A 23,424-nucleotide genomic window follows, 5' to 3' on the forward strand; every position below is an offset into this window, starting at 1 on the left:
AACAGTAGTGAGTGAATATTAATATTAAACTATAGGGTGCGATTCTTCAATATCGAAGGATTGTTTTTTCTTATTTAAGTAACGGGGCAAGTTAGTTCAACATGAAAATCAGGGATTTTCCAAGATTCCATACAAGATAGAGTGTTGTTTCTAAAAATACTCTATAATATAAAACCGTGGGGAACGAATGCTCCCCACGGTTTATTACATTATTTAGCTGGTTTTTTCATTAATGGTTTTGAAAATTTCATTGATTGATTCTCGCTAACAAAAGTGGAACCTAAAAGCAATGCCCCACCAAACATTTGAATAATTGTCATTTGTTCTTGTAAGATTACCCCTGAAATCAGTATAGCTACAAATGGATCTACATAGCTTAGCATAGCAATACTCTGTCCCTTTAACTGTTGCATACCAGAGAAAAATAACCAAAATCCAATACCAGTGTTAATAATTCCTAACAGTAGTATAAAGGGTATGGATGATCTTGATACTTCCAAGATACCGAATCCCTCCGTAAAAAGCACATATGGCAAGAGAAGTAACGCAGTTGTTCCAAGTTGAATGATTGTAATCTCTAACTTGGATATGTTTTGAATAAATTTATTCAATAACATTAATGCAGCGTAAAATGCAGCTGCAATTAACCCAAAAAAGATTCCAAGAAGATCACCTTTTCCAGATGCACTTATGCCATTTCCAACAATCAATAACATACCTAATATCGCTACACCAATACAAACAATCTTTTTGATAGGTAATTGTTCTTTAAGGATAATTGGTGAGAGAATCATGACAAATACAGGTGCAAAGTAATACGCTAATGTTGCGTTAGTGACTGTTGTATAGTCGTAGGAATGATACAGGAAAATCCAATTTCCTCCTAATGCAATACCAGAAAGAAATAAGACGGAAGCATTAGCTTTCACTAATTTCCACGGAATGGATTTTTTCATCACAAAAAATACGAATATTAAAAATAGGCATCCGATTGAACTACTTAGTAAAGCTGTTTCACTCGAAGATAAATCAATGTATCTTACAACTACACCAATTGTACCGAAAATAATCATTGATAATATAAACTGAATGTTAGATTTCATCGTCTACTCCTTCGAATCTACGAAACAGCTTATATTTCGCAGATTCTTAATCTGTTTTTAATATAAGCTTATTCAGTGCTGATTCAACAGCTGGAGTAAACGGTGGTGGTGGTGATGTTGAAAATGACTTCCAAGTGTATAAATTTATATTTGATAATGGCATAATAATCCCCCTATTTCTATTAGTATATTGATATTATCAATTATACTATATAAATACTTAGTGAACTAACGGCGCAGGTTAATTGAAGAAGGGATGAAAAAACAGAAGGACAGATTAAACTAATCAACCTGTCCTTTAACCATATTGACCAAAGTAAGGAGGCATTTGAAAACACGTTATTTAATTGAATTACCTCTTTCATATGACTGATGGTATAGAAAAGAGCTTTTCTTATCTAAAAATGGGCAATACGAAGGCACCGTTCCTTGATGACTAGCATTAAACTTCATCCTCACGCTTGGTGACTACTTTTTCATGACCACATTGGTTACATATAAACCAAGTCACAATATAACCCCATCCATCGGGTCTCTGATTTGTTTCTTCATAAACGTGATCTTTTAATTTACAGATGATTTTCGCTAAAATACCCATAATAAAAACCTCCTTCAATTAAAAGTTGATTTTTTATTTTTTTTATCTATATGCTCTAATGCTTGTAATCTTTGTTTTAAGTTTTCACTACAATCATTACAAAGAATTAAATTTAGTCGAAGATGAAATGTTTTAATTAACCTTATTTGGAAACGGTTTTATGGAGGGGTTAGTATTAATAATTGAATTGAACTTTCCTATTCTGAAGAAGATGCTCTATGGAAAAAGGTATATAAAGAATTTAAATTTAAACGGCATTTTTCGTTCTTTAACTATAGGTCAGGAAAGTTGAGGAATTGTAAATATTTCCATAACAATTTTAAGGAGCGATAACTTTTGGATATTAAAAAGAAGGCAGATTTACTTCTGGAAAATTTTAAGGAATGGTCTGAGCAACAAAAAAATATAAAAGGTGTAGCAGTTGTGGGTTCATTTGCAAGAGGTGACTTTCACTCAAATTCAGATGTGGATTTAACAATTATTTCTACAAATAAAGACCATACTTTAGAAATTATTAAAAACGAATTTAATTTCGGTAATATTGAGAGTAGTACACTTGAAGAATGGGGGATTTTGACCTCTTTAAGAATCTTCTATGGTTATGGCTTAGAGGTAGAATTCGGGGTTGTAACAGACCAGTGGGTTAAAGAGCCACTTGATGAAGGAACGAAGAATGTGGTTATAAATGGCTTTAAGATCGTAACTGAAAAAGAAGATATATTCTACAGTGTAAGAATGTTTTTGAAAAAATTGTAACTTTTTTAGGGATGAAACCAATGATAAATTACACTATCAACCTATTATTTTAATATTAGTTTTTTGAGGTGAAATTGATGAGTTTAAAACGAATAGAAATAGATTCTTTAACATATTTAGATAAATATGCTAGTGATGTTATAATGCGTGAGAAGTTATATCCATTATTTGATAGAGTTTTTGGTATTAACACAAGTACATTAACCGATTTTTCCAATAAGGGTCTGTGGAATGAAGATTATCTTCCATTTTATACACCATATGGATTTAGGGTAATTGAACAACATTACTTCAAATTTTAAAGTAGAAAAGGACAAGGGTTATATTTCTTTGTCTTTTTTACTTTTTGTTCTTCAAATAATAGCTTTTATGGTCTGATTAAAGAAACTAATTGTGAAGGATTGTACTTAAACTAACAGGTGCAAGAGTTAAAGAATGGAATTGCTCCGGCGATGCTTTTTTCTTATTCATCTAACGGTGCAGTATAGTTGAATAAAGGTATAAAAAGAATGTAATAGTTACATTTTACTTAAAAACTCAGCATTCTTATTATAAAACACTGACATGAATGTAGGCTTTTTTTCATAATATATTTTTGGGGTGATAAAATGCCAAGAGTAAATTACCGAAGTTCGGATGTTGACTTAATGGCAAGGATGATGAGAGCAGAGGCCGAAGGTGAAGGAAAACAGGGAATGTTATATGTTGGAAATGTAATTGTGAATCGTCTTGTAGCAAATTGTTTAGACTTTAAAGGTTTAAGAACAGTTAACCAAGTTATTTTTCAAGTACAAGGCGGAAATTTTTCCTTTGAAGCTGTTCAAAAAGGTAATGTATTTTATCAAAGATCAAGAACTTCTGAAAGAAGATTAGCAACTCAGAATTTGAATTATTGGAGAGACCACCCAGCGAAATTTGCTCTTTGGTATTTTAATCCACATGCTCCATGCCCTCCAACATGGTACGGTCAACCTCGATCTGGTCAATTTAAAGAACATTGTTTTTATGAACCAAAACCTGCAACATGTGATAGTGTTTATAGCGGTTAAGCTTACTCTTTGAGTAAGCTTTTTTACATATTTAGAATATTTACGCAAAAATCTAATAAACAGCTGATTTAGCTTATATTTACTTTTTATATCAGCATATTTGATTGATTTTCAATAAGATCACTCTTCTGCAAAAAGGCCATTTGATTGAGTAAGAGGTTGCATAAATACTTCAGAAGGTAATAACTTTATTTGTAAGGAACTGCTTTAAGGACGGAAGGTACGCTGCGTGCCGATAAAAAAGTACATGTATGTTCGAGATAAAAAGTTATATACAGGAACGAAAAAAGACACCTTTGCCGGAGTCTTTTTTCATTGTGATTAAAAGGGGTTCGTGTCATCCACATTAGTTCAACAAGCTTAGGTTGTTTCGGCAGCCTTTTCTTTATACCACTAACGGAGTTTAGAGAAGGCTTATATTCTCTGTATACACCTCTTTACGACCTTATCTAATTAATTGTATTGTTACCTTTTCTGAATAAGTATGAGGTTATTGAACTAACGGATGCAAGAGTTGAAAATGCAGAGCTGTCATTTTGGCAGCTTTTCTTATTGCATTAAAGAAGCAGAATACTTAAAAAGAGTTTTAAAATATTGGGGTAGATTGTTAAAAAAGAAGTAAAATAAATTAATAGTAATCTTTATTTTCAGTAAATTCAGTATTGACAACTCGAGTTTATCGATATATTATCGTATTTAATTAAATATTAATAAGCAAAGATTGGAAATAGTAAAAGTATTTATAAACTTGTCAGAGAGCCGATGGTTGGTGAGAATCGGTAGTTATAACCTTTGAACTCATCCAAGAGCTACTCCCTGAACATAATCAGTAGGGGATGTCGGTTTTCTTCCGTTATGAAGATAGGTGGTGATTGCCACCGAAAATGAGTGGGTTAATATTGTTATATTAATCAATTAGAGTGGTACCGCGAGCTATGCCTCGTCTCTATATTTTAATAGAGACGGGGCTTTTTTTATTTTTATATAAACGAACAATTATTATGAAAAGGTGGGATTCAGGATGAAAAATATCAATAAGTATTCTAGAGGTTACTTTATGCCCCCAGTGCAAAGCTTGAAATGGACGGAGAAGGAGTATATTACAGAAGCTCCTGCCTGGTGTAGTGTGGATCTTCGTGATGGGAATCAGGCTTTGGTCGTCCCGATGAGTCTAGAGGAAAAGTTAGAATATTTTCAGTTGCTTTTACAAGTAGGTTTCAAGGAAATCGAAGTAGGTTTTCCAGCTGCTTCGGAAACTGAATTTGCCTTTTTACGTACATTAATTGAGGGGAATTTGATTCCGGATGATGTGACAATTCAAGTTTTGACACAGTCAAGAGAACATATTATCAAAAAAACATTTGAAGCGTTACAGGGTGCGAATAAAGCAGTAGTACACTTGTACAATTCCACATCTGTAGCACAGCGTGAGCAAGTATTTAGAAAATCTAAGGAAGAAATTATCGATATTGCTGTAACTGGGGCAAAAATGCTTAAGAAATATGCTGCTGAAACCGAAGGGAATTTCCAATTTCAGTATTCTCCTGAAAGCTTCACAGGTACAGAAGTGGAGTTTGCGCTTGAAATTTGCAATAAGGTACTTGATATTTGGCAGCCAACAGCTGATAACAAGGTAATTATCAACCTACCAGCTACCGTTTCAATGTCCATGCCTCACGTTTACGCAAGTCAAATTGAGTATATGAGTGACAATCTATGCTACCGAGATTATGTAATTCTTTCACTTCATCCACACAATGATAGAGGAACTGGGGTTGCAGATGCCGAGCTAGGAATGCTTGCCGGAGCGCAAAGAGTCGAAGGAACATTGTTTGGAAACGGAGAAAGAACAGGGAACGTGGACATCGTAACGCTTGCATTAAACATGTTCTCACACGGGGTAGACCCAAAGCTGAATCTTGAAAATATCCCTACCATTATTTCAAAATATGAACAATTAACAAGAATGAAGGTTCACGAAAGACATCCATATGGCGGTGAACTTGTCTTTACTGCATTTTCAGGTTCCCATCAAGATGCAATTGCCAAAGGTATGAAATGGCGCGAGGAAAAAGAACGCCAATATTGGACTGTACCTTATTTATTAATTGATCCTATGGATATTGGAAGAGAATATGAAGGAGATATCATCCGAATTAACAGTCAATCCGGTAAGGGAGGAATCGGTTATATCCTACAGCAAAAGTATGGAATCGAGCTACCTACCGAAATGCGGGAGAGCTTTGGATATAGTGTGAAAAATGTTTCAGATCATATGCACAAGGAACTTATGCCGAATGAAATCTATGACATTTTTATCAACGAATATGTGAATATTAACACCCCTGTCGAATTTATCGGTTACAAATACACACAAAATGGTCACTACGAAACGATAGTATCGATCCGGATGAATAATGAAGAACATGAATTTTCTGGTGTGGGAAATGGAAGACTGGATGCTATCAGTAACGCTCTTCAAACCCAACTGGGTATTGACTATACAGATTTGGTCTATAAGCAGCATGCGCTTGAAATAGGATCATCATCAAACGCAGTATCTTATGTAGGAATTACCGCAAAGAATGGTACTGTATATTGGGGTTGTGGAATTGACACTGATATTATGACATCTTCAGTAAAAGCTCTGTTAAGCGCCGTTAACAACATGGTATCCAGCTTACAACTTCCTGTTGAAAAAGAATTTACCCATTCAAAAAAATAAGTGGGAAAATATTATTATCTTTTATGACAAAATATTTTCTTATGCCTGCTCTTCATTTTAAACGCAATTTACTTGATAAAGCCGATAAAATACTACGATATAATTAGTAGAATTATCGGCTTTTTAATTGAACGATTAGTTCTTGTTCAAGAAGCCATAAGGAATATTATGAGTTTTACACTTCCCTTCTTAAAATATCGGAAGCTTTTCTTCAACTCTTTAAGCTAACGGGTTGCTTTACTTCAACAATGAGGTCTTCTTATTCAAGTAAAGGGCAGGATAACTCAATAATTCCTAAACAACGATAACGTCTAGTTTCCATTAAAAGCGCATAGTATTTTAAAGAGAATTAGCACTTTATTTGGAGGTGTTTTGATGGGTGTTAGACCACTTAAAGAAAAAGGATTACTCACTGAATTTGATGGCAGTGTATTACCAGGGACTGATTTCGCTAACCAACCGATTCGATTGACACCTGTTACAATAGGTACAGCCACTTTGCATATCGATGATCCGCGTGATCGCGTGTTGCTGCATGCGTCCATTCAATCTATAAATCCTAATGACTTTCCTTTATTTATAGAATTTTCAATTTATCGCAATGGAACTATGATATACAGTACGATTGATAATATCCCTCCACGAGAAGAATTTATTTCTGCTACAACAACGGGTTTTTCCTTCTTAGATAAAATACCTCTCGTTGACGATCCTCCTTCAGGCTTAGTCCAATATGAACTCAAAACGAAAAACATAAGGAGTGAAGTATTCTTCTTAGTCGGTGGTACCAGCGATACCAATTATATTACGTTTACTGCATCTAAAATCAAAAGAAATCATGCGGCACGATAAAAACACGCTAAATAGAACGAAAAAATGGCTGCTATTCGATGGCGGCCTATTGTGTTAACGGGTGCGTTTCTACAACAAGTGGACTGTATCTGTAATTGATACCGAAAAGAATAAAGTTATAAAGACGATTCAAGTAGGGGAAGAACCTGTCGAAATCGACCTAACTCCTGACGGAAAACTCGCCGTTGTTACAAATTTTGATGATGATACCATATCTGTCATTGATACGAAAAAGAATAAAGTGATTAAAACACTTCCAGCGGGAGACTCTCCTGTCAGTATCGCCATTTTATCTAGGTTCGATGAGGAGGGAAAGTAGTGACTAAGGATGAGCTTCTTTCTATCATTCGTAATGAGTTACAAAACAATCCGAAAGAAACTAGTTTAAATATAGCCAAAAAATACAAAATCCCAATTAACATTGTAGAACTTTTTAAAAGAAGGATAACAAAGGAACAAAAAGAGTGAGCAACTGTAGATGTGTTGCTTTTGTACATATTTGAGCCATAGGTTAAAAATATTTTCTATACAATTCTTGTCTAAGACTTCCACTTAATTGAGCATAAATTTTTGTAGTTTCGCTCTTCTGGTGACCAAGTAGACTTTGAATAACATCAAGAGGTGCTCCATTATTCAACAGATGTGTTGCATAGCTAGCAAAATACATCTCTCCCTAAAAATTCTATTTTTAGAGGAATTATTGACCTGATTATTGAATTTGATACGGTACTGCAATCTTCAACTATCGAAGCAGTTTAATTGAAAAAGGACGGAAATCCTTAACTATCTTAACATTAAAAATATGTTAACTATTAAATACCTGGAAGGTATCCGCTCCCTTTGTAAAGAATTAGATTTAGATAAGATCAAATTTTTTTCAATTGGGAGTGGTTCACTATGTTAGCTTTAGCTCTACAAGGCATTGGGGGAATGAACTCATTTGCGGCAGGGGTACTCCAAACGCTTCGAAAAGAGGGGGTTAAGCCAGATTTGATTTCAGCTACCAGCGGTGCCATATTGTCAACATATTATTTTTTGCAAAAAGACACTAATGCTATTGAAAAACATTATGATGAGTATTTTAAATCCGAAGAAAATGGAATCCCAACTTTGTTCAAATTCATGCAATACGCATACTTGGGTGTTCCTAACAAATTTTCTCCTAATTACCTCAACATTATTGAAAGATTGTCTGACAATTGGCCTTTCTTGAGATCGGAGGAATGGATCAACTTCTGCTTCCCTAACAAAATTTACAAATCTGAATTTCCTCAACAATTTTTTGATGATATCGCCAATTGTTTTTCCACCAATGAGGAAGTGGGAATTATTATGAATGCCTATAATGTTAATAACGATCAGGCAGTTTTGTATGTGAACGAACGTGCTTGGGATACAATGGAATTAACTAAGAGGGGAAATTTTGAGGTCAAACCAATAACTCCGGATGGTGTGAGAGCATGTTTGCAGCTGCTTCAATATGGAGACTTTAAAGGGGAGTATGATGGAGCTTATCAATATAATCCGGTTTTATCTCCGTTGGTAGTAGCCGACGAGATTATTTTGGTGACAGTAGCGCCACTAGGCAAATCTCTGGACCAAATCGATAACTTCTTTGATATCGAAGACTTTAAATTGAAGATGTTATTTAAAAATGCCCTTTATGCAGAGCTTAATGATATTTCTCGGATCAATAAACTTATTGAATACGGAAATAAGCTGGTTCGTCCAGAATCAGAAAATAAACCGTATAAAGAGTACAAATCGATTAAAGTGCCAACAATTCAGCCTACAATTCATCGTGGATTATTTGAATATTTTGTGGAAACCCGTGAATTTTACGAGGATGGTGTGTCTCAAGCGAAAAAGTTTATTGATGATAGTCTAAATAAGCAGATACAGATTGAACGCGGATAAATCCCTCGTATCAATGTTTTAAACGGTGATACTTTTGTATAGGGTAGATGTTTTTATCAGTAATTTTACTCTTTGATTATGTTTGTGAAATAGTGTACTTAAACTATCGGGTGCTTATATACAGTATGATTTTTAACCGTATTCATCATAAATAACGAAACAAAATCTTAGAAGCCATCGTTTAAGTGCCTTACAAGATTGTGCCAACGATATGAAGGAGTCCAGGGAAAGATACAAGTAAATGAAGCTTTGGTTAAATTAAATAGTTTATTGAAAAACCTTTAAATTTTTTCAACTAATGGGGTGCTTATGTTAAAGATGGGATGGCTGCGGCTAACGGGTTCCCTTTTGAGGTGCAAACATTGCAACTCACATCACATTTTTTGTCACAATATCAATGCAATTCTCAATGGAATTCTCTAATTAAATAACAATAATAAACGCAGAGAAGGGATAGCTTAATCGCTATCCCTTCATCTTAATTTCACTATCTAATCCCGTTGGTTGAAGAAAGTTGTTGTCTGTTTTTATTAAGTGTCTTCGTCGCTTTTGTACTCCAAAATATCACCTGGTTGACAATCTAAAGTCTTACATATCGCTTCTAATGTTGATAAACGAACCGCTTTTGCTTTCCCATTTTTCAGAATGGAAAGATTCGCCATCGTAATCCCGACCCTCTCCGAAAGCTCCGTTACGCTCATTTTTCGTTTTGCTAACATCACATCAATATTAATAATAATTGCCATATCCTCCACCTCAGACCGTTAAATCATTTTCTGATTTTATATTAATAGCTTCTTGTAAAAGTCTTTGGAGAACAGCAGCAAAAACGGCGATCACCATAGAGGCGAAAATAATGACCAATCCGATTGGTATGAAACTTGGAGGGTCAACTCTTTCAGCCATGAGATAGTAGAGTGGCATACCTAGCAGGTACAAGGTACTGATCGTGATGGCACAGTATTTTATATTCTTTAAAGCCTTTACCGATAATTCCGAGAACGCTTGGCTCTTATCAATATAGCTTAAAAGTTTAAAAGCTTGATACAGAGCAAAGTAAAAAGGTATCGCTGCCGCATACATATCGATTAAAACGAGAGATTTCATATAAGCAATATCTGGATACAATTCTCCAGCAAAATTCCCGATCTTAGGCACCAAAAATATGCACAATGCAAGAACTGGGATTCCTATAAAAATAACAGCTAGCTTTAAAAAGAGCGTCGTAACTTGTTTCATAAAAAGTACCTCGCTTATTCAATGATAGCATGATTTTAACATATTATTTATCGTTTTACAATAAAATCGTATTGTTTTTTATTATATTATTATTGTTATTTAAATATCCTTTTAATTTTGACAAAAATAAAAAGCATTTCTTATTACAAAGAAATGCTCTTACTTTAAAATGTTAAATTTATAACTTGTTCAACAAAACTTCCAAATAGTTTAATAAAGTAAATCAACAACGAAAGATAACAGAACCTACTTAAAATAAATAATATCCTTCATCGTAAATTGTTTATCGGCAATCCCCATCTTTGAGCTGGTGTAGCCTTCACTTTATCCCATGAATTGTATGGCAAATGGAAGTTGTAGAAAGTAGGAAGGATTGCTAAAGCGTATTGAGCATTGTATTTAACGATTGCTTTGGTGTGTTCAGACACTATCCAGTTAACTTTTTAGTCCTTGGGTTTTCTTAGGTTTAATAAACTCCATATCTGTCCCTCTGCAGGTTAGTGGAAGAAGGAATCGTGATTTTAATGTAGAATATTTCTCTGAGGGGTGATTCTATTGATATAAGATTTTCGTTTGTTTTAGACACAGATGTACCAACTGGACCATGAAGAGGCTATAATCAACTTTCTATATGAGGGTGAAGATAATTGGAGAATTTATTCAATTTGGCAAGAGTTTGAAACAGACAAATACATTTCCACAACTGTATTAGTAGAAGCTGTAACACATTATCTTCACGAATTGAATAAGGAACTTCACTCTATTGATTACTTTGTTACTCTGGATAAGTACCTTTAGTAAGTAATATCAAAGGAGTGAGGAAGGTAAAATGAATCAATCCTATTTTTATTTAAAACTAGAAACACATCAATTACATATGTCTTATAAAAATGAAAAACGTCGCGTGCGTGTTTTATTGCCGAAAAATTATGATAAAGATGAGGCTGAAAATTATCCAGTTGTCTATATGCATGATGGACAAAATGTTTTCTACAGTAGTGAAGCTTATAGCGGGTATTCATGGAAAGTTATTCCGGCAATTAAACAAAACCCCGACTTTCCGAAGATGATTGTTGTTGGGATAGATAACGCTGGACAAGATCGAATTAATGAATATACGCCTTGGAAAATTACTGAAAGCCCACTTCCTGAAGATATTGAACTAGGCGGAAGAGGCGCGGAGTTTGCTGAGTTTGTCATGACAGTCGTGAAGCCGTTTATCGATAAGCATTACCGAACTAAATCGGATAAATATCATACAGCAATGATTGGAAGTTCACTTGGAGGAAATATTTCGGCTTTTATGGGTATTGAATATAAAGATCAAATTGGTGGTTTAGGCATTTTTTCTTTAGCCAATTGGATTACAAGTAAAGCCTTTGACAGTTATATTGCTAGAAAAGAGTTGGATCCTGAACAACGCGTGTACATTCAAGTTGGGACTCACGAAGGCGATGATGCCGATCGACAAATGATGTATGGTAATATGAAGCAGGCATATATCGATTGCTCGCTTAAGTATTATAAACAACTGATAAAAGGCTCTGTTCCAATTGATAGCATTCGTTTAAATATTTTTGCGGATGAAGAACATAATGAAAAAGCTTGGGCAAAACACTTGCCAGAATGTTTACGTTTCTTAAGTGAGAAGTGGTCTTGAATTGTCTGAAATATAGGAATCCATCACTTTTTTCAATATTTTTGGAAGCTTAGAATAATTATAAATTGAAATCATTGTACCTTAGTCGTGGAAATAATGAATTTTTTGATTCTGAGAAAGGAGCTTTTTTTATGAATTATATTTTGATATCACCATATTATCCAGGTAATTTTCAGCCATTTGCTCATCGTTTAAAAGACGCAGGTGTCAATGTTTTAGGAATTGGCGAAGAGCCATATGACCAATTAGGTTCCGAATTACAAAACTCTTTAACAGAATATTATCGTGTAAATAATTTAGAAGATGTAGATGATGTGAAATGTGCGGTTGCATTTTTATTTTATAAACATGGTCCAATTGACCGAATTGAATCCAATAACGAATACTGGTTAGAACTTGATGCTCAGTTGCGTGAGCAATTTAACGTGTACGGCAATAAAACGAATGACTTGAAAAAAGTAAAGTATAAATCTGAAATGAAGAAGCTGTTTAAACAAGCCGATGTGCCTGTTGTAGAAGGAAGAATCGTTAAAATTAAAAAGGAGTTATCTAAAGCCATTGATGAATTAGGTATGCCGGTTATCGCTAAACCGGATAATGGAGTTGGTTCAGCTGCAACCTTTAAATTAAGTTCAGAAGAGGATGTACGTCATTTTGAAGAAGAATGGGGAGAAGCACAAGTGTACTTCTTAGAACCATATGTCGAAGGAGGCGTGCTTTGTACATTTGATGGTTTATTGGATCAGGAAGGGAACATTGTTTTCCAAACAAGCTTTACATATAATGTGCCAACTCTGGAACTCGTTAATGGTCAGTTGGATTTAGCTTATGTGATTCAAAAAGAAATTGATCCAAAGCTCGAAACCTATGGTAAGACGATTGTGAAAGCTTTTGGCATGAAAGAACGCTTTTTCCATATTGAGTTTTTTAAATTAGAAAATGGGGATTATGTTGCACTTGAATACAATAACCGCTTGGCTGGCGGCTACACGATTGATATGTACAATTTTGCGTATTCCATTGATTTATTTGCACAGTATGCTTCGCTTGTGACAGGAGGAGAATTTAAAGAGTCCGATGCCGAAAACCAGTTTTGTGTCGGTATAACACAGCGTGATGCTAATGAGTATAAACATGATACGAATGCTATTTATGAACGATTTGGCGACCGTGTGAAGTTTGAACGGCGCATTCCAGATGCATTTGCGGAACTCCAAGGAAATCAATTTTATGCGATTAATGCAGATTCGCATGAAGAAGTAGATGACATTATCCGTTTTGTACATGAACGAAAAAATTCGGAAAAGGAGATTGTTCTATGCATATAGAACAGTTAAACCATTGGAGTGGCGAATTAGGACGTGAAATGCTGTTGAACAGATATGGACACAGTGGCATGCCAATCGTAGTTTTTCCTTCATCTGGAGGGACGCATTCTGAATACTATGATTTTGGAATGATTGATGTGTGTCATGACTTTATTGAATCCGGAAAAGTTCAATTTTTTACATTGGCAAGTATAGATATTGAAAGTTGGCTGCACGACTCAAAACCGGCGCATGACCGTGCATTAGCTCATGAGGCATATGACCGTTATGTGATTTCAGAAGCTATACCATTTATTAAACATAAAACAGGTTGGTTTGATCCAATGATGACAACGGGGTGTAGTATGGGGGCATATCATGCGTTGAACTTTTTCTTGAGACATCCGGATGTCTTCCAAACAACCGTTGCACTTAGCGGTGTTTACGATGTGCGTTTCTTTTTTGGGGATTACGGAAATGATCCGCTTGTATACGAAAATTCACCGAATGATTATATATGGAATCAAAATGACGGCTGGTTTATTGATCGATATCGTTCAGCAGACATCATTATTTGTACCGGGTTGGGTGATTGGGAACAGGATGGGCTGCCTTCATACTATACATTAAAAGAAGCCTTTGAAGAAAAACAAATTCCAGCATTGTTTGATGAGTGGGGCGAAGATGTTTCGCATGATTGGATTTGGTGGCGACGCCAAATGCCTTATTATTTAGGCAAATTACTTTAATAATATGTCAAAAAAACATCAGTACGGTTGAGACTAACGGGTTCGGTTTTGAAGTACAAAATTATAAATAACATAGCAATTAACAACAAAAATAAGCAATAAATCATCAAACAATTAGCAATTGAATTAGCATAGAAAAGAGCATTGGCTTTATGCAATGCTCTTTTTAATATTCAAACATTTAATTTTTTATATGTTTTAACCATTGGACCGAAATTGTTTAAACCCATTCTCTAAATGTATTAAGATTGTTAATCTTGTAAAGTGTATACTCTGGATAGTTATCATAAGGAGTAATGAAATCAAAAAAATGGTCAGAGGCATACATATGAACTTCACTAGATTGAATATGGTACATCGTAACATTCCCATTGGCTTCGAAAGCAAATGATATATAATCATCGGGCTTTATTTTTACTTCTACTCCTTCTTCCTGACACATTTCATTAAATAAGTCTTCAAATCCGTTAAAACCAATTTGTGCATCTTCATAGGTTAATGCGTTATTTAAATTCATCAGCCAAGTATCTTCAGGTTCATTCCATCTTTCAGTTATCCCACCAAAATTTTTTAATAAAAGGATATGGTCAGGATGAAGGGGCTTATCAACTTTTATTTTGGTTTCTAAACAAAGCCAACCAAATGACTGAGAAGCTAAATTTGTCCAACCATATAGTTCATAATTTTGACCTTTGTATTTAATTTTTGTAATTCGTGCTTTTTTGAGTAATTTTGTTAAGGAAGGAAATTTGTCTTCAAATTCTTTAGAACAAATAAATGATTTTTCCTCAATTACTTCTATTTTTTCGTTATCGCTAAAAAACCAAGATATATCGGTCAAAAAGTCTGCCAAATCATTATTCATACAATCCACCCACTATTATCTAAGATATAATACATCATTAATATTAAATTTTTTAGTTACAAGTCCTAGTCGCTGTGCCGGTGTAGCGATAGTTTCTGTTTTCCCTTCTTTCGTCTTATACGCTAAACAGAAATTGTAATATGTCCGAAGGATTGTTAAAGCCATTTGAGCATATTTAGGATTGAAATTAGAGTAAATATAGCTCTTTCCATCACCACGAGCGGTTGTCAGTGGTCGTTCTAAAATAGATAATCTTCTACGAATATGTTGGATAAATGTATTTGTGGCATTGTCATTTACATTTAAAATTAGTGACGCAATATCTTTTGGTTCAAGAGAAGAGAGGTCTGTGGTGCAATCAACGGAACGATAACCTCTATCAGGTGTAGCTAAAGGGTGTTCAATTGGATTATCTGCATATTCGTTATGGGAGCTTGTTCCATCAGAGACCTCTTTATGAAACCGATGTGTTTCAAATAAATCAGTTAAATAAAGGTATGCCAATTTCCGTAAAGAGTTAGTCCCAAAATCTCTTAAAGAACCCCATTCTAATAAATTCGCTTTGGCTTCTTTAAATTCCTCGTATGCTTTTTTACGAGATTTTGTTTTGTCCGTTTGGCATAAGAAGAGGTGCCCATCAGTCCGACGAATTTCTTGTGAGAAAACACGATGTATAGAATTGATTAAAGACCTGTCTTCATCAGTTATAAAACGCCATTCTGAAGCCTTTACAAGCTGTTTAATCAGCCAAAAGTGAGCAGTGGTGGTATAGGCACCCTGAAATAAATGGAGGTGCTTCCATACCTGCAATTATTGCTGTTCTGGCAACAACTAAATCTGATCTAAGTGCAACAAGTCCACCAGCTAATGGATCAACGTCATCACTATCACTACCGACTATAGAAGTATAAATTGTGGTGTTTTTCTAAATTCTTTTACTTTAATAGAATTGTTACTTAAGTAACGGGTATTTGAGTTCAAGATAATTAATGTCTTTTGGGTAGCTTTTTCTTGTTCAGCTAACAAAGCAGAGACTTGAAGAAGGTATTTTTTAATTTAATGGTGAAATAATTAAAGAATTGTTAATAAAACTTAATTAAACACAGGGGAAATTATGTATGAGCAAAGAAGCTATTTCTTATGATCACCTCGTAAATGATTTACAGGGAAAAGGAAAAAACGATAGAGCGTTAGGAATTCTTATCGGTAATCCAAATTGTGAGTTTGTAAAGAATAATATAATTAATAAAATTGCTGAATATCATCATAGATCAAATTACGGAATTGATTTTTATTTTCCTGGTTACGGTACTCTTTGGGGTGGACTCTATGGGCTCTACCCAGACGTTGAGAACGTGTGTAAAATTAAAGGTGAGGTCTGGGCTTTTAGTACTCAAAGTTTTTGTGAATTTATAGATAAATTAGAAGATTGCTCTATATGGAAGTATTCAGGTGAAACTGAGCTCATTATCCTTAATTTTAAAAATGGAGAATTAGATTTTAGTGAAGTATTAGTCTTTTGGTTAGATAGAATGGTAAAAGAAGATGTTATATCCTCTCCGAGTAATTTTTTTCAGGATATTTTTAGAATGTTTAAACATAACGCTTCAATTGAGCGTATTAGGGATAAACTTAGTTTTAACCAACTTGGTACTACAATTATTAATTCTATTAAAAATAGTATTCCATATAAATTAGGAAAAATCTATGATGACGCTAAGTACTTTTGTACGAGGAATTTAAGTAAATAACCTACTTTACTAACTGGGTGCAATAGTGTAAAAAAAGCAGCGGATATCCGCTGCTTTTCTATACTTTTTCTAAAAATACACTAGGATTTATGCTCAATTAAGTGGGGGTCTTAGAGGAGAATTTTATAGAAAAAGTCGTGCTGGGATCAACTACGCCACAGCTATGCTACACACCTATTGAACAATGGAGCTCCTATTGACGTTATTCAAAGTTTACTAGGTCACGAAAAGAGCGAGACCTCTGTAGCACGTTTTATTTACTGTCTTGTTTCTGACAGAATTTTGACATAGGTTATGAACTTTGAATATGGAAGGTAATGAATCACAAACCATTCATCAGATTTTGAGTTTGGAATGCTTGGTGGTAATTTAAGTTCTTCATTCTGAATTTCAACGGTAGATAACGACCAGCTTCGTAAGGGCTTCTGTACTCAAATTCAGTCGGAACACCTTCAACAACTTTATAATTATTTGTTAAGTAAGCAGGAATATCTAACCAATGAGGATAAACAAACATTAAAACTATCGTGACGATTGTATAAAGAATACGTTCTGCTAATTTAAAATTGTTGTTAAAAAGAATGATGCTACAAGAAAAAGCAAGGAGAAGTGTGCTTTTAGAGATAATCCAAAAAATTTCCTTTATCTCAAATTTGTATTGCAATATCAATCCTATTGAACCGATAGCAAGGGAAACATACCAAATACGTCTAATAAGTTTACTAAATGGATTTAAGGGTAACTTTTCTTGTTTTCGGATTGTTTGTTCATTACTTTTATCCTTTCTTTTTTTCTTACCTTCCCATAACTTTTATGTATTTATTCTTTGATTAGTGATTGGAAAAGGTGATAAAGAAAGGGAAGTCTATTTTAATATACGTTGTGAAATCTGGCTGAGACGATACATAGACCTACGCCAGGATAAAGATCCAGCTATTTTTGTCACTGAACGGCACCCACATAAAATGAGCATTGCCCAGATGAGATACATTATAAAGCGAATTTCCGAGTTGAATATTGGGATTACGGCAGCGTTCCCTTTTCTTGTTGTGCTAACGAAGCAGGTTAGCTCAAGAGGAATCGCTGAGGCGATCCTTTTTTGTTATGGAGCTAACAGGCAGGTTAAGCTAAGAATATTTGGGAAAAATAACTTCAAAAAGAGACATTTTTTATTTATGTTTAATACCTTTAATCGATTATAGAAGGAGTTTTTAGGTGGATATTCTCGATATAAAGAATATAGTAAAGGACTTGCCAGAACAGGAAGTAAGGTCATACTTGCAATTTATTCTTTATAGGATTGCATTGTTGGAGGATAAAGAGAACTCTTTAGTTGAGATTGCAAATGATCTTAAAGAAATTTTTAATGAAATTCTCTATCCAAAAGTTACACAATCAGATCCATTTGGAAAAAGTAATTACAAAAAAGTTCATATACAATTTGGATACCCATATTTAAGACAACCATTAAAAGAATTGAACCTACTAGAAGAAGAGTTTATTATTGCTTACCACGACAATTTCTCTATTGCTCCTATTTATAGTTTAGATACCGAAAAGGGACAAACAGATAGATTTGATTGGTTAAAAAACAACTTATCTAATGAATATGAAGTTGAATTTTATAAAGAAAGTTTGCCGAAAGTCATTTCTCAAGTATTATCAATTCCTAATGATCTTCCAATTTACATCTGGGTATCAGAAAATGCAAATGAACAAACAGCACTTTTTTTTACACTGTATTTGTTGCGGGAACAAAAAAACAATATTTCAATCATTGATACCGCAACATTGTATAGAAAATTGTTTGATAAAAAGGCTAAGAAGTATGTACCCTTTTTTTCGGGTGAAATAATTTTAGAAGAATTACAAACCATATATAAATATAGCCAAGAAAACAAGCAGATTTTATCAGACATAGAGTGTAAGCATTTTGAAAAAGAGTGGTTAGACCTCTCAAACAATCCTGGTACATTAAGAATATGGGAAAACGGAGAAATAAAAGTTGTACCTGAAGACTATTACGATGATTTTATAATTGAAAAAGCTAAGAAGCTGATTGGGAAGAAAAAGGGCTTTATTATGTGTGCAAGATTAGTTGGTGAAGTTTATGGACATATTCTTCAATTTATCGGTGACAGCTTTTTGGAATATAGGGTTAGGAAATTAATCGAAAAGGGAATTTTTGAATATGAAGGTGGCCTAGAGGCAATGCGTTATTACGGGATTAAATTTAAGTAAATCTTTTATTGAAAAGCAAAGTGAAGAGATACATTAAGAGAAACTCAGAAAATGAGGTTCTCTTTATTAATGGTCTTTATAACTTTCGTAAAATTGTTTGTGAAGAAATGTACTTAAGCTAAAGGATGCAATAGTTAAAGAAAGTGATCGCTGCAGTGACCCTTTTTATTTAACTAACAGTGCAGGATTGTTGAATAGTAAAGGAGAATTTTCTTGGGATGATAGCTTTCAACTGGAAAAAATGGCTTAAATTGGGATTGTTTTAGTTGTTAGTGTATCAATATTCAGAGATGATGAAGTCTTAATGATAAGAGAAAATAAACCAACTGCCATTGAAATGTGGAACTTTCCGAGTGGACGCATTGAAAACGGTGAAGACATTCTCTTTTCAGCTCGTAGAGAAGTAAAAGAGGAAACAGGCTTTGATGTAAAACTTAATAGCACAACTGGTGTATATAATTTTGTCAGTAGCACAAATAATCAAGTTATTTTATTTCATTTTACTGGTGAGGTTACTGGAGGTTTATTAAAACTAGAGGAAGAAGAGATTTCAGATAGTAGATGGGTTAAGGTAAGTGACCTTGTAAAATTCGATGATGAGGAATTACGGGAACCAAGTGTATTAAAGCAAATAATAGTTAACTTATTAAAAGAGGAGTTACACTCAATTAGTATTTATAATGAACAACTTTAAACTCGTAATAAGTTAAGTATGTGAAAGAATACATTTTAAGTAACGGGTGCATTAGTTGAAGATCCAGCTGCCAGTTACGGCGGCTTTTCTTATGCAACTATAGGGGCAGGTTTGTTTAAGAGGGATTAGGTCATTTCACATAACCTACTTTTATATCTTCTTTCATCTAATCATTTTTTGATGATGCCTGTCTTTCTGAAGGGCAGTTTTCGCAAAGTTTATCGTTTTTAGCTTAAATTCCCCCAAATTAAACACTCGACTAAACACAAAAAATTGGCATTTTTTGTGTGTTTTTGATAAAAATAATTATTATTTTCCCGATTAATTTCATAATTCTACATTTTTTGTATCAAATCAATAAAAAATAGTATATAAAGCCTATAGAAAATATTCGAATTCCCCCAATTTACTTAATTTTCTAAAACATTTATAATTCAAATTGCATACGAGGGTTCTCGGTGTAAAGGGAGCGAGGAAATATGGTTCGTAAATGGACACTTGAGCCATATGGAGCTAGTAGTGTAACCCACCTTTAATTATTATTTTATAGGGGGAATATATATGAAAAAAATGACGAGTTTAGCTTTAGCGGGTATCCTATCAGTAGGACTTGCGGTTAGTTCTGCAAGTGCAGCAGTATCGGTTGACGCAACAGGAACAGGTTTTGTAGGTAAAGGTGATGTACAATTGGCATATGAATGGAGTAATTCTGCTTTACAGAAAAATGCAAGCGGTCTTACTTTTACTTATGACACTCAAGATACTTATGATGTAACAGAGGTATGGGACACTTCAGCAGGTAAGAAAACTGTACATCATGATATCACAGTACCAAAACATGTATCTGTTAGTGCTAGTGTAGGGTATGATGCTCGTACAAGCAAACAAATCACTGGCTTTAACTTAAAAGGTATTGATCCACTTTCAGTAATAATTGAAGGAACTGTACCAGTTGCAGGTGACCCTTTAACTGGCAATCGTCACGTTATTGATCCAGAAACTGGAGCTTGGGTAGAAGCAATTATTACAGACGTTCAATTAACAAAGAGCGAAGGTGGATTATACGCACACTATAATGGAGTAGATGTTGCAATGCCAAATACACCAGTAGCACCAATCGTTGTACCTATCCAGTGACATGTAATGTAATAGTGCGGAAAGCAGTCATTAAATGGCTGTTTTTTTTTTGGTTATGCAAATGAGGGTAGATGGAATTATACCAACCATTTTTCCGACAAATTAAGATACCGTAATGATCGAGATAGATGTAATTTTAAGTGATTTAAATAATGAATTAGAAAATTATTAGATAGGATTGCATTTCACAATCTGAGAGACGATTGTTTTCTACGTACAAGATTGTGAAATAATGTACTTAAACAAACGGGAGCAAGAGTTTAAGATCAGTGGCAGCTTCGGCAGCTTTTTTTGCTTGTTCCACTAACGTGGCATTATAGTTGAAGAAAAATTACAAAAAAACAAAATAAGTGAACCATTAGTGTTAAACAACACAATCAAAAAGTGAAACAGCCTTTTTTATCAAATTTAATTATGTAAAAATTTAATCGGATTTTCTGATTTAAAGAACGTAAAAGCAATCACTCAAGTCATTCGGTGTAAACAACGGCGCCAATTGTCCAAACCATGTAGTAATCTTTCAGGTGGCTTTTGCAGCCACTTCCTAGTATATCAGCAATGTAAGCGCAAACCAACTGGTTAATGTTGGACAATAACAGTGTATGAAAAGCTAAGAAAACAGGAGAAAAACTGAGTTTAACCAATTGGATAAATTCGTTATTTCCCAACCTTCAGCGATTACCAAAATGGTCGAATTTGACCAAAAATGAGATTTGACCTATAAAGCCCAATAATGGCCCCCACATCGAATTTTAATGCCGCTCCCAATTTTTACACCCTAGAACAAACAGAAAAAGCCCATACAAGCCAAATATGAAAGTCGATTTTAGGTCACACAGCGAAATCGAAGATAGATTGCTTGTTTATTGAGTATGAGGTCATTCTTGCTAAATAAATTTTATGATTGGATAAGATTGTGAAGAATGTACTTAAAGTAACGGGTGCGATTGTTCAATAAGGACAGTCGCTTTCCTTGTTCCACTAAAGGTCAGGATAGTTAAATAACGAAGGAGATATAATAAGTTAAATGATTCCTTTTAGATAATGGGGTATTAATATGTCAATGAAAAATAAGTGGTTATTTAATATTGCAATGGTATTACTCTCATGGATTACAGTTTCTTTTTTGGAAAGGCGAAGTATAAAGAGATTTTTTCCAGCCTTTATCTTTGTATTCTTAATAAATTGTATTGATGTTCCGATTGGAAAGAAACGTAGATGGTGGTCTTTTTATAATAAACCACATTCCTTTTTTCATAATGAATTTCCTTTTTTAATAGGTCCAATGTTGGCGGTGGCTTTATGGTCATTAAAATGGACATACGGAAATTTCAAAAAGTTTATCTTGCTAAATGCTCTTTTTCAATTAATTTTTACATTTCTAGCTAAAAGTTTATTTGCAAAGATAAAATTATTTAAATTAGTTCGACTTAATGCATTTCAATTCTTCCTATACTTCTTCTACAAGGCTTTTTTCTTATATGGATTTCAATTCATTTATGAAAATAAAAAGAGATTATTCAACTAAAGCGGGCGATACTTCAACAAAGGTATCGCTTTTTCCTTATGCAACTAACGAAGAAGGTTAGCATTAATAATCGCTCTTTTTCATGTTAACTATTTTGTACGTGGTAACTATAAGTTATAAGAACCCATCTTACCTGAATATACCTAGGTATAGACTGTAAATGGAGGGCTGTTTATGGCTTTAGTTTCAATTTATACTGTTGGTAGGCTAAATCACCCCTATGACCACCCTGCATCTCGTGAGTTTTATGAAATGGGATATAAAGTAATGCGTCAGGCATCTGTATCAGGACATCTTATAGAGGAGTTTTCATCAGATGGAGTGCCTTTCCCTGAAGAAGCTAAAGGGAAAGGTTACCCTGTCCTGACACTAACAGTATGGAAAAGCCTTCAATCCTTATATCGTTTTACCTATTCAGGTAAGCATAGCCAAGCGTTGCGAAATAGGAGCAGATGGATGGAGCCTTATCAAGAGAGACACCTTTCATATGTAGTGTGGTGGACAGAAAAGGTGAAGGATGTCTCATGGGAGGAGGCTTTCAAGAGATACAACTATTATTTTCAACATGGACCCACTCCTTTTGCGTTTGACTTTAAGCACGCGTTTGATGAAAAAGGGGAGACGTGTATGCTTAAGTAGCAGGGTGGTCTCTTATTAACGTTTAGGAAGCTGAGAAAATCACTATTCTTCTTTCTTGACATATCTGGTGAATCAAATAGGTTAGTATATGATAATAGACGCTCTTGCTATTGGTAAATATTTTTTGTTCGTGTTAATGTCCTCTATCCTTTTTATCGAACATCAGAAAACCGTTGCTAAAAAATATTTTGAATATTCCTTGACAGGAATATTCCTTTTAAGGTATATTGAATTCATGAAAACAACTTTGAATGCTCTTGCTGAGCCCAACCGGCTACACATTGTCGAACTCTTGCGTGACGGCCCTCTCACTGTAGGGGAAATTGCTGACCGACTTGGGCTAAACCAGCCTCAAGCTTCCAAACATCTTCGTGTACTAAGTAATGCAGGACTCGTCGAGGTGAATGCAATCTCCAATCGACGGATCTACAAGCTGAGGGCCGAGCCGTTTAAAGAGCTTGATTCCTGGTTGGAGTCCTACCGCAACATTTGGAACGAGAGATTCGACCGCTTGGACGATTACCTGCAGGACCTACAAAGAAAGGATGTGAACCATGACGACAAATAGGAGTCCTGCCAAAGATTTAAAAAAATAATATTGGAGGTATGAGATC

Annotated in this window: 26 protein-coding genes, 2 pseudogenes, 1 riboswitch and 1 other annotated feature; of the genes and pseudogenes, 20 read left to right on the plus strand and 8 right to left on the minus strand. The window is 34.4% G+C overall.

What is annotated here, in order from left to right; translation table 11 throughout:
- Positions 1 to 209 precede the first annotated feature (209 nt).
- Both ACJ004_RS27085 and ACJ004_RS27090 read right to left on the minus strand, forming a co-directional pair.
- Positions 210 to 1,103 (minus strand): DMT family transporter, encoded by an 894-nt coding sequence (locus ACJ004_RS27085; RefSeq protein ID WP_410896195.1) that lies wholly within the window; start codon positions 1,101 to 1,103, stop codon positions 210 to 212.
- Between the two features lie 442 nt (positions 1,104 to 1,545).
- Positions 1,546 to 1,701 (minus strand): hypothetical protein, encoded by a 156-nt coding sequence (locus ACJ004_RS27090; protein WP_410896196.1) that lies wholly within the window; start codon positions 1,699 to 1,701, stop codon positions 1,546 to 1,548.
- 336 nt (positions 1,702 to 2,037) lie between these two features.
- On the opposite strand from ACJ004_RS27090, the gene ACJ004_RS27095 reads away from it, so the two are divergent.
- From ACJ004_RS27095 to ACJ004_RS27125, 7 genes and pseudogenes are all read left to right on the plus strand, one after another.
- Entirely contained in the window at positions 2,038 to 2,457 is a 420-nt protein-coding gene (locus ACJ004_RS27095; RefSeq protein WP_410896197.1) for a nucleotidyltransferase domain-containing protein, read from the plus strand.
- Between the two features lie 143 nt (positions 2,458 to 2,600).
- Positions 2,601 to 2,699, plus strand: a pseudogene (locus ACJ004_RS27100) (GNAT family N-acetyltransferase); the annotation flags it as partial.
- A 366-nt stretch (positions 2,700 to 3,065) separates the two neighbouring features.
- On the plus strand, positions 3,066 to 3,506 hold the full coding sequence (locus tag ACJ004_RS27105) for a cell wall hydrolase (RefSeq protein ID WP_410896198.1): 441 nt from the start codon (positions 3,066 to 3,068) through the stop codon (positions 3,504 to 3,506).
- A gap of 708 nt (positions 3,507 to 4,214) precedes the next feature.
- Positions 4,215 to 4,457 (plus strand) — a binding site (T-box leader).
- A gap of 70 nt (positions 4,458 to 4,527) precedes the next feature.
- Positions 4,528 to 6,231, plus strand: coding sequence for a 2-isopropylmalate synthase (locus ACJ004_RS27110; protein WP_410896199.1), 1,704 nt, complete (start codon positions 4,528 to 4,530; stop codon positions 6,229 to 6,231).
- A 375-nt stretch (positions 6,232 to 6,606) separates the two neighbouring features.
- A complete protein-coding gene (locus tag ACJ004_RS27115) occupies positions 6,607 to 7,083 on the plus strand; it encodes a hypothetical protein (protein ID WP_410896200.1) in 477 nt (158 codons plus the stop codon).
- A gap of 61 nt (positions 7,084 to 7,144) precedes the next feature.
- Positions 7,145 to 7,402 carry a YncE family protein gene (locus tag ACJ004_RS27120; RefSeq protein WP_410896201.1) on the plus strand — a complete coding sequence of 86 codons (258 nt, stop codon included), beginning with the start codon at positions 7,145 to 7,147 and terminating at the stop codon, positions 7,400 to 7,402.
- On the plus strand, positions 7,402 to 7,551 hold the full coding sequence (locus ACJ004_RS27125; RefSeq protein WP_410896202.1) for a hypothetical protein: 150 nt from the start codon (positions 7,402 to 7,404) through the stop codon (positions 7,549 to 7,551). Before ACJ004_RS27120 ends, ACJ004_RS27125 begins: the two co-directional genes overlap by 1 nt.
- A gap of 43 nt (positions 7,552 to 7,594) precedes the next feature.
- Here ACJ004_RS27125 and ACJ004_RS27130 read toward each other — a convergent pair whose 3' ends face one another.
- Positions 7,595 to 7,750, minus strand: coding sequence for a tyrosine-type recombinase/integrase (locus tag ACJ004_RS27130; RefSeq protein WP_410896203.1), 156 nt, complete (start codon positions 7,748 to 7,750; stop codon positions 7,595 to 7,597).
- A 230-nt stretch (positions 7,751 to 7,980) separates the two neighbouring features.
- On the opposite strand from ACJ004_RS27130, the gene ACJ004_RS27135 reads away from it, so the two are divergent.
- A complete protein-coding gene (locus ACJ004_RS27135) occupies positions 7,981 to 9,000 on the plus strand; it encodes a patatin-like phospholipase domain-containing protein (RefSeq protein WP_410896204.1) in 1,020 nt (339 codons plus the stop codon).
- 530 nt (positions 9,001 to 9,530) lie between these two features.
- Here ACJ004_RS27135 and ACJ004_RS27140 read toward each other — a convergent pair.
- Positions 9,531 to 9,746 carry a helix-turn-helix domain-containing protein gene (locus ACJ004_RS27140; protein ID WP_088087392.1) on the minus strand — a complete coding sequence of 72 codons (216 nt, stop codon included), beginning with the start codon at positions 9,744 to 9,746 and terminating at the stop codon, positions 9,531 to 9,533.
- A 10-nt stretch (positions 9,747 to 9,756) separates the two neighbouring features.
- Positions 9,757 to 10,239 carry a DUF2975 domain-containing protein gene (locus tag ACJ004_RS27145; protein ID WP_410896205.1) on the minus strand — a complete coding sequence of 161 codons (483 nt, stop codon included), beginning with the start codon at positions 10,237 to 10,239 and terminating at the stop codon, positions 9,757 to 9,759.
- Between the two features lie 588 nt (positions 10,240 to 10,827).
- On the opposite strand from ACJ004_RS27145, the gene ACJ004_RS27150 reads away from it, so the two are divergent.
- The 4 genes from ACJ004_RS27150 to ACJ004_RS27165 all read left to right on the plus strand — a co-directional run bounded on the left by ACJ004_RS27150 (position 10,828) and on the right by ACJ004_RS27165 (position 13,955).
- On the plus strand, positions 10,828 to 11,037 hold the full coding sequence (locus ACJ004_RS27150) for a DUF7878 domain-containing protein (protein ID WP_410896206.1): 210 nt from the start codon (positions 10,828 to 10,830) through the stop codon (positions 11,035 to 11,037).
- Positions 11,038 to 11,068: 31 nt separating this feature from the next.
- Positions 11,069 to 11,899 (plus strand): alpha/beta hydrolase, encoded by an 831-nt coding sequence (locus tag ACJ004_RS27155; RefSeq protein WP_410896207.1) that lies wholly within the window; start codon positions 11,069 to 11,071, stop codon positions 11,897 to 11,899.
- Between the two features lie 131 nt (positions 11,900 to 12,030).
- On the plus strand, positions 12,031 to 13,227 hold the full coding sequence (locus ACJ004_RS27160) for an ATP-grasp domain-containing protein (RefSeq protein WP_410896208.1): 1,197 nt from the start codon (positions 12,031 to 12,033) through the stop codon (positions 13,225 to 13,227).
- Positions 13,218 to 13,955 (plus strand): esterase family protein, encoded by a 738-nt coding sequence (locus ACJ004_RS27165; RefSeq protein WP_410896209.1) that lies wholly within the window; start codon positions 13,218 to 13,220, stop codon positions 13,953 to 13,955. The genes ACJ004_RS27160 and ACJ004_RS27165 overlap by 10 nt, the downstream gene beginning before the upstream one ends.
- 220 nt (positions 13,956 to 14,175) lie before the next feature.
- Here the strand turns inward: ACJ004_RS27165 and ACJ004_RS27170 are convergent, their stop codons facing one another.
- Together ACJ004_RS27170 and ACJ004_RS27175 are read right to left on the minus strand one after the other, a co-directional pair.
- Entirely contained in the window at positions 14,176 to 14,820 is a 645-nt protein-coding gene (locus ACJ004_RS27170) for a hypothetical protein (protein ID WP_410896210.1), read from the minus strand.
- Positions 14,821 to 14,835: 15 nt separating this feature from the next.
- Positions 14,836 to 15,630, minus strand: a complete 795-nt coding sequence (locus tag ACJ004_RS27175; RefSeq protein ID WP_410896211.1) for a hypothetical protein — start codon at positions 15,628 to 15,630, stop codon at positions 14,836 to 14,838.
- Positions 15,631 to 15,938: 308 nt separating this feature from the next.
- On the opposite strand from ACJ004_RS27175, the gene ACJ004_RS27180 reads away from it, so the two are divergent.
- Positions 15,939 to 16,571, plus strand: a complete 633-nt coding sequence (locus ACJ004_RS27180) for a hypothetical protein (RefSeq protein ID WP_410896212.1) — start codon at positions 15,939 to 15,941, stop codon at positions 16,569 to 16,571.
- Positions 16,572 to 16,718: 147 nt separating this feature from the next.
- A pseudogene (locus ACJ004_RS27185) lies at positions 16,719 to 16,862 on the plus strand (tyrosine-type recombinase/integrase); the annotation flags it as partial.
- Between the two features lie 31 nt (positions 16,863 to 16,893).
- Here ACJ004_RS27185 and ACJ004_RS27190 read toward each other — a convergent pair.
- Positions 16,894 to 17,235 carry a hypothetical protein gene (locus tag ACJ004_RS27190; protein WP_410896213.1) on the minus strand — a complete coding sequence of 114 codons (342 nt, stop codon included), beginning with the start codon at positions 17,233 to 17,235 and terminating at the stop codon, positions 16,894 to 16,896.
- Between the two features lie 551 nt (positions 17,236 to 17,786).
- Between ACJ004_RS27190 and ACJ004_RS27195 the strand changes: the two genes are divergently transcribed.
- The 6 genes from ACJ004_RS27195 to ACJ004_RS27220 all read left to right on the plus strand — a co-directional run bounded on the left by ACJ004_RS27195 (position 17,787) and on the right by ACJ004_RS27220 (position 23,378).
- Positions 17,787 to 18,812, plus strand: a complete 1,026-nt coding sequence (locus ACJ004_RS27195) for a DUF1835 domain-containing protein (protein WP_410896214.1) — start codon at positions 17,787 to 17,789, stop codon at positions 18,810 to 18,812.
- A gap of 250 nt (positions 18,813 to 19,062) precedes the next feature.
- A complete protein-coding gene (locus tag ACJ004_RS27200; protein WP_410896265.1) occupies positions 19,063 to 19,506 on the plus strand; it encodes an NUDIX hydrolase in 444 nt (147 codons plus the stop codon).
- Positions 19,507 to 19,962: 456 nt separating this feature from the next.
- A riboswitch (cyclic di-GMP riboswitch) is annotated at positions 19,963 to 20,046 on the plus strand.
- 21 nt (positions 20,047 to 20,067) lie between these two features.
- The gene (locus ACJ004_RS27205; protein WP_410896215.1) at positions 20,068 to 20,643 is read left to right on the plus strand and encodes a hypothetical protein; all 576 of its coding nucleotides are present in this window, start codon (positions 20,068 to 20,070) and stop codon (positions 20,641 to 20,643) included.
- 1,057 nt (positions 20,644 to 21,700) lie between these two features.
- The gene (locus tag ACJ004_RS27210) at positions 21,701 to 22,171 is read left to right on the plus strand and encodes a hypothetical protein (protein WP_410896216.1); all 471 of its coding nucleotides are present in this window, start codon (positions 21,701 to 21,703) and stop codon (positions 22,169 to 22,171) included.
- A gap of 174 nt (positions 22,172 to 22,345) precedes the next feature.
- A complete protein-coding gene (locus ACJ004_RS27215) occupies positions 22,346 to 22,810 on the plus strand; it encodes a DUF3291 domain-containing protein (protein WP_410896217.1) in 465 nt (154 codons plus the stop codon).
- 235 nt (positions 22,811 to 23,045) lie between these two features.
- Entirely contained in the window at positions 23,046 to 23,378 is a 333-nt protein-coding gene (locus ACJ004_RS27220) for an ArsR/SmtB family transcription factor (RefSeq protein WP_410896266.1), read from the plus strand.
- Positions 23,379 to 23,424 lie beyond the last annotated feature (46 nt).

Origin of the sequence: Neobacillus sp. 204 (assembly GCF_046562815.1) — a bacterium.
Lineage (GTDB): Bacteria > Bacillota > Bacilli > Bacillales > Cytobacillaceae > Neobacillus.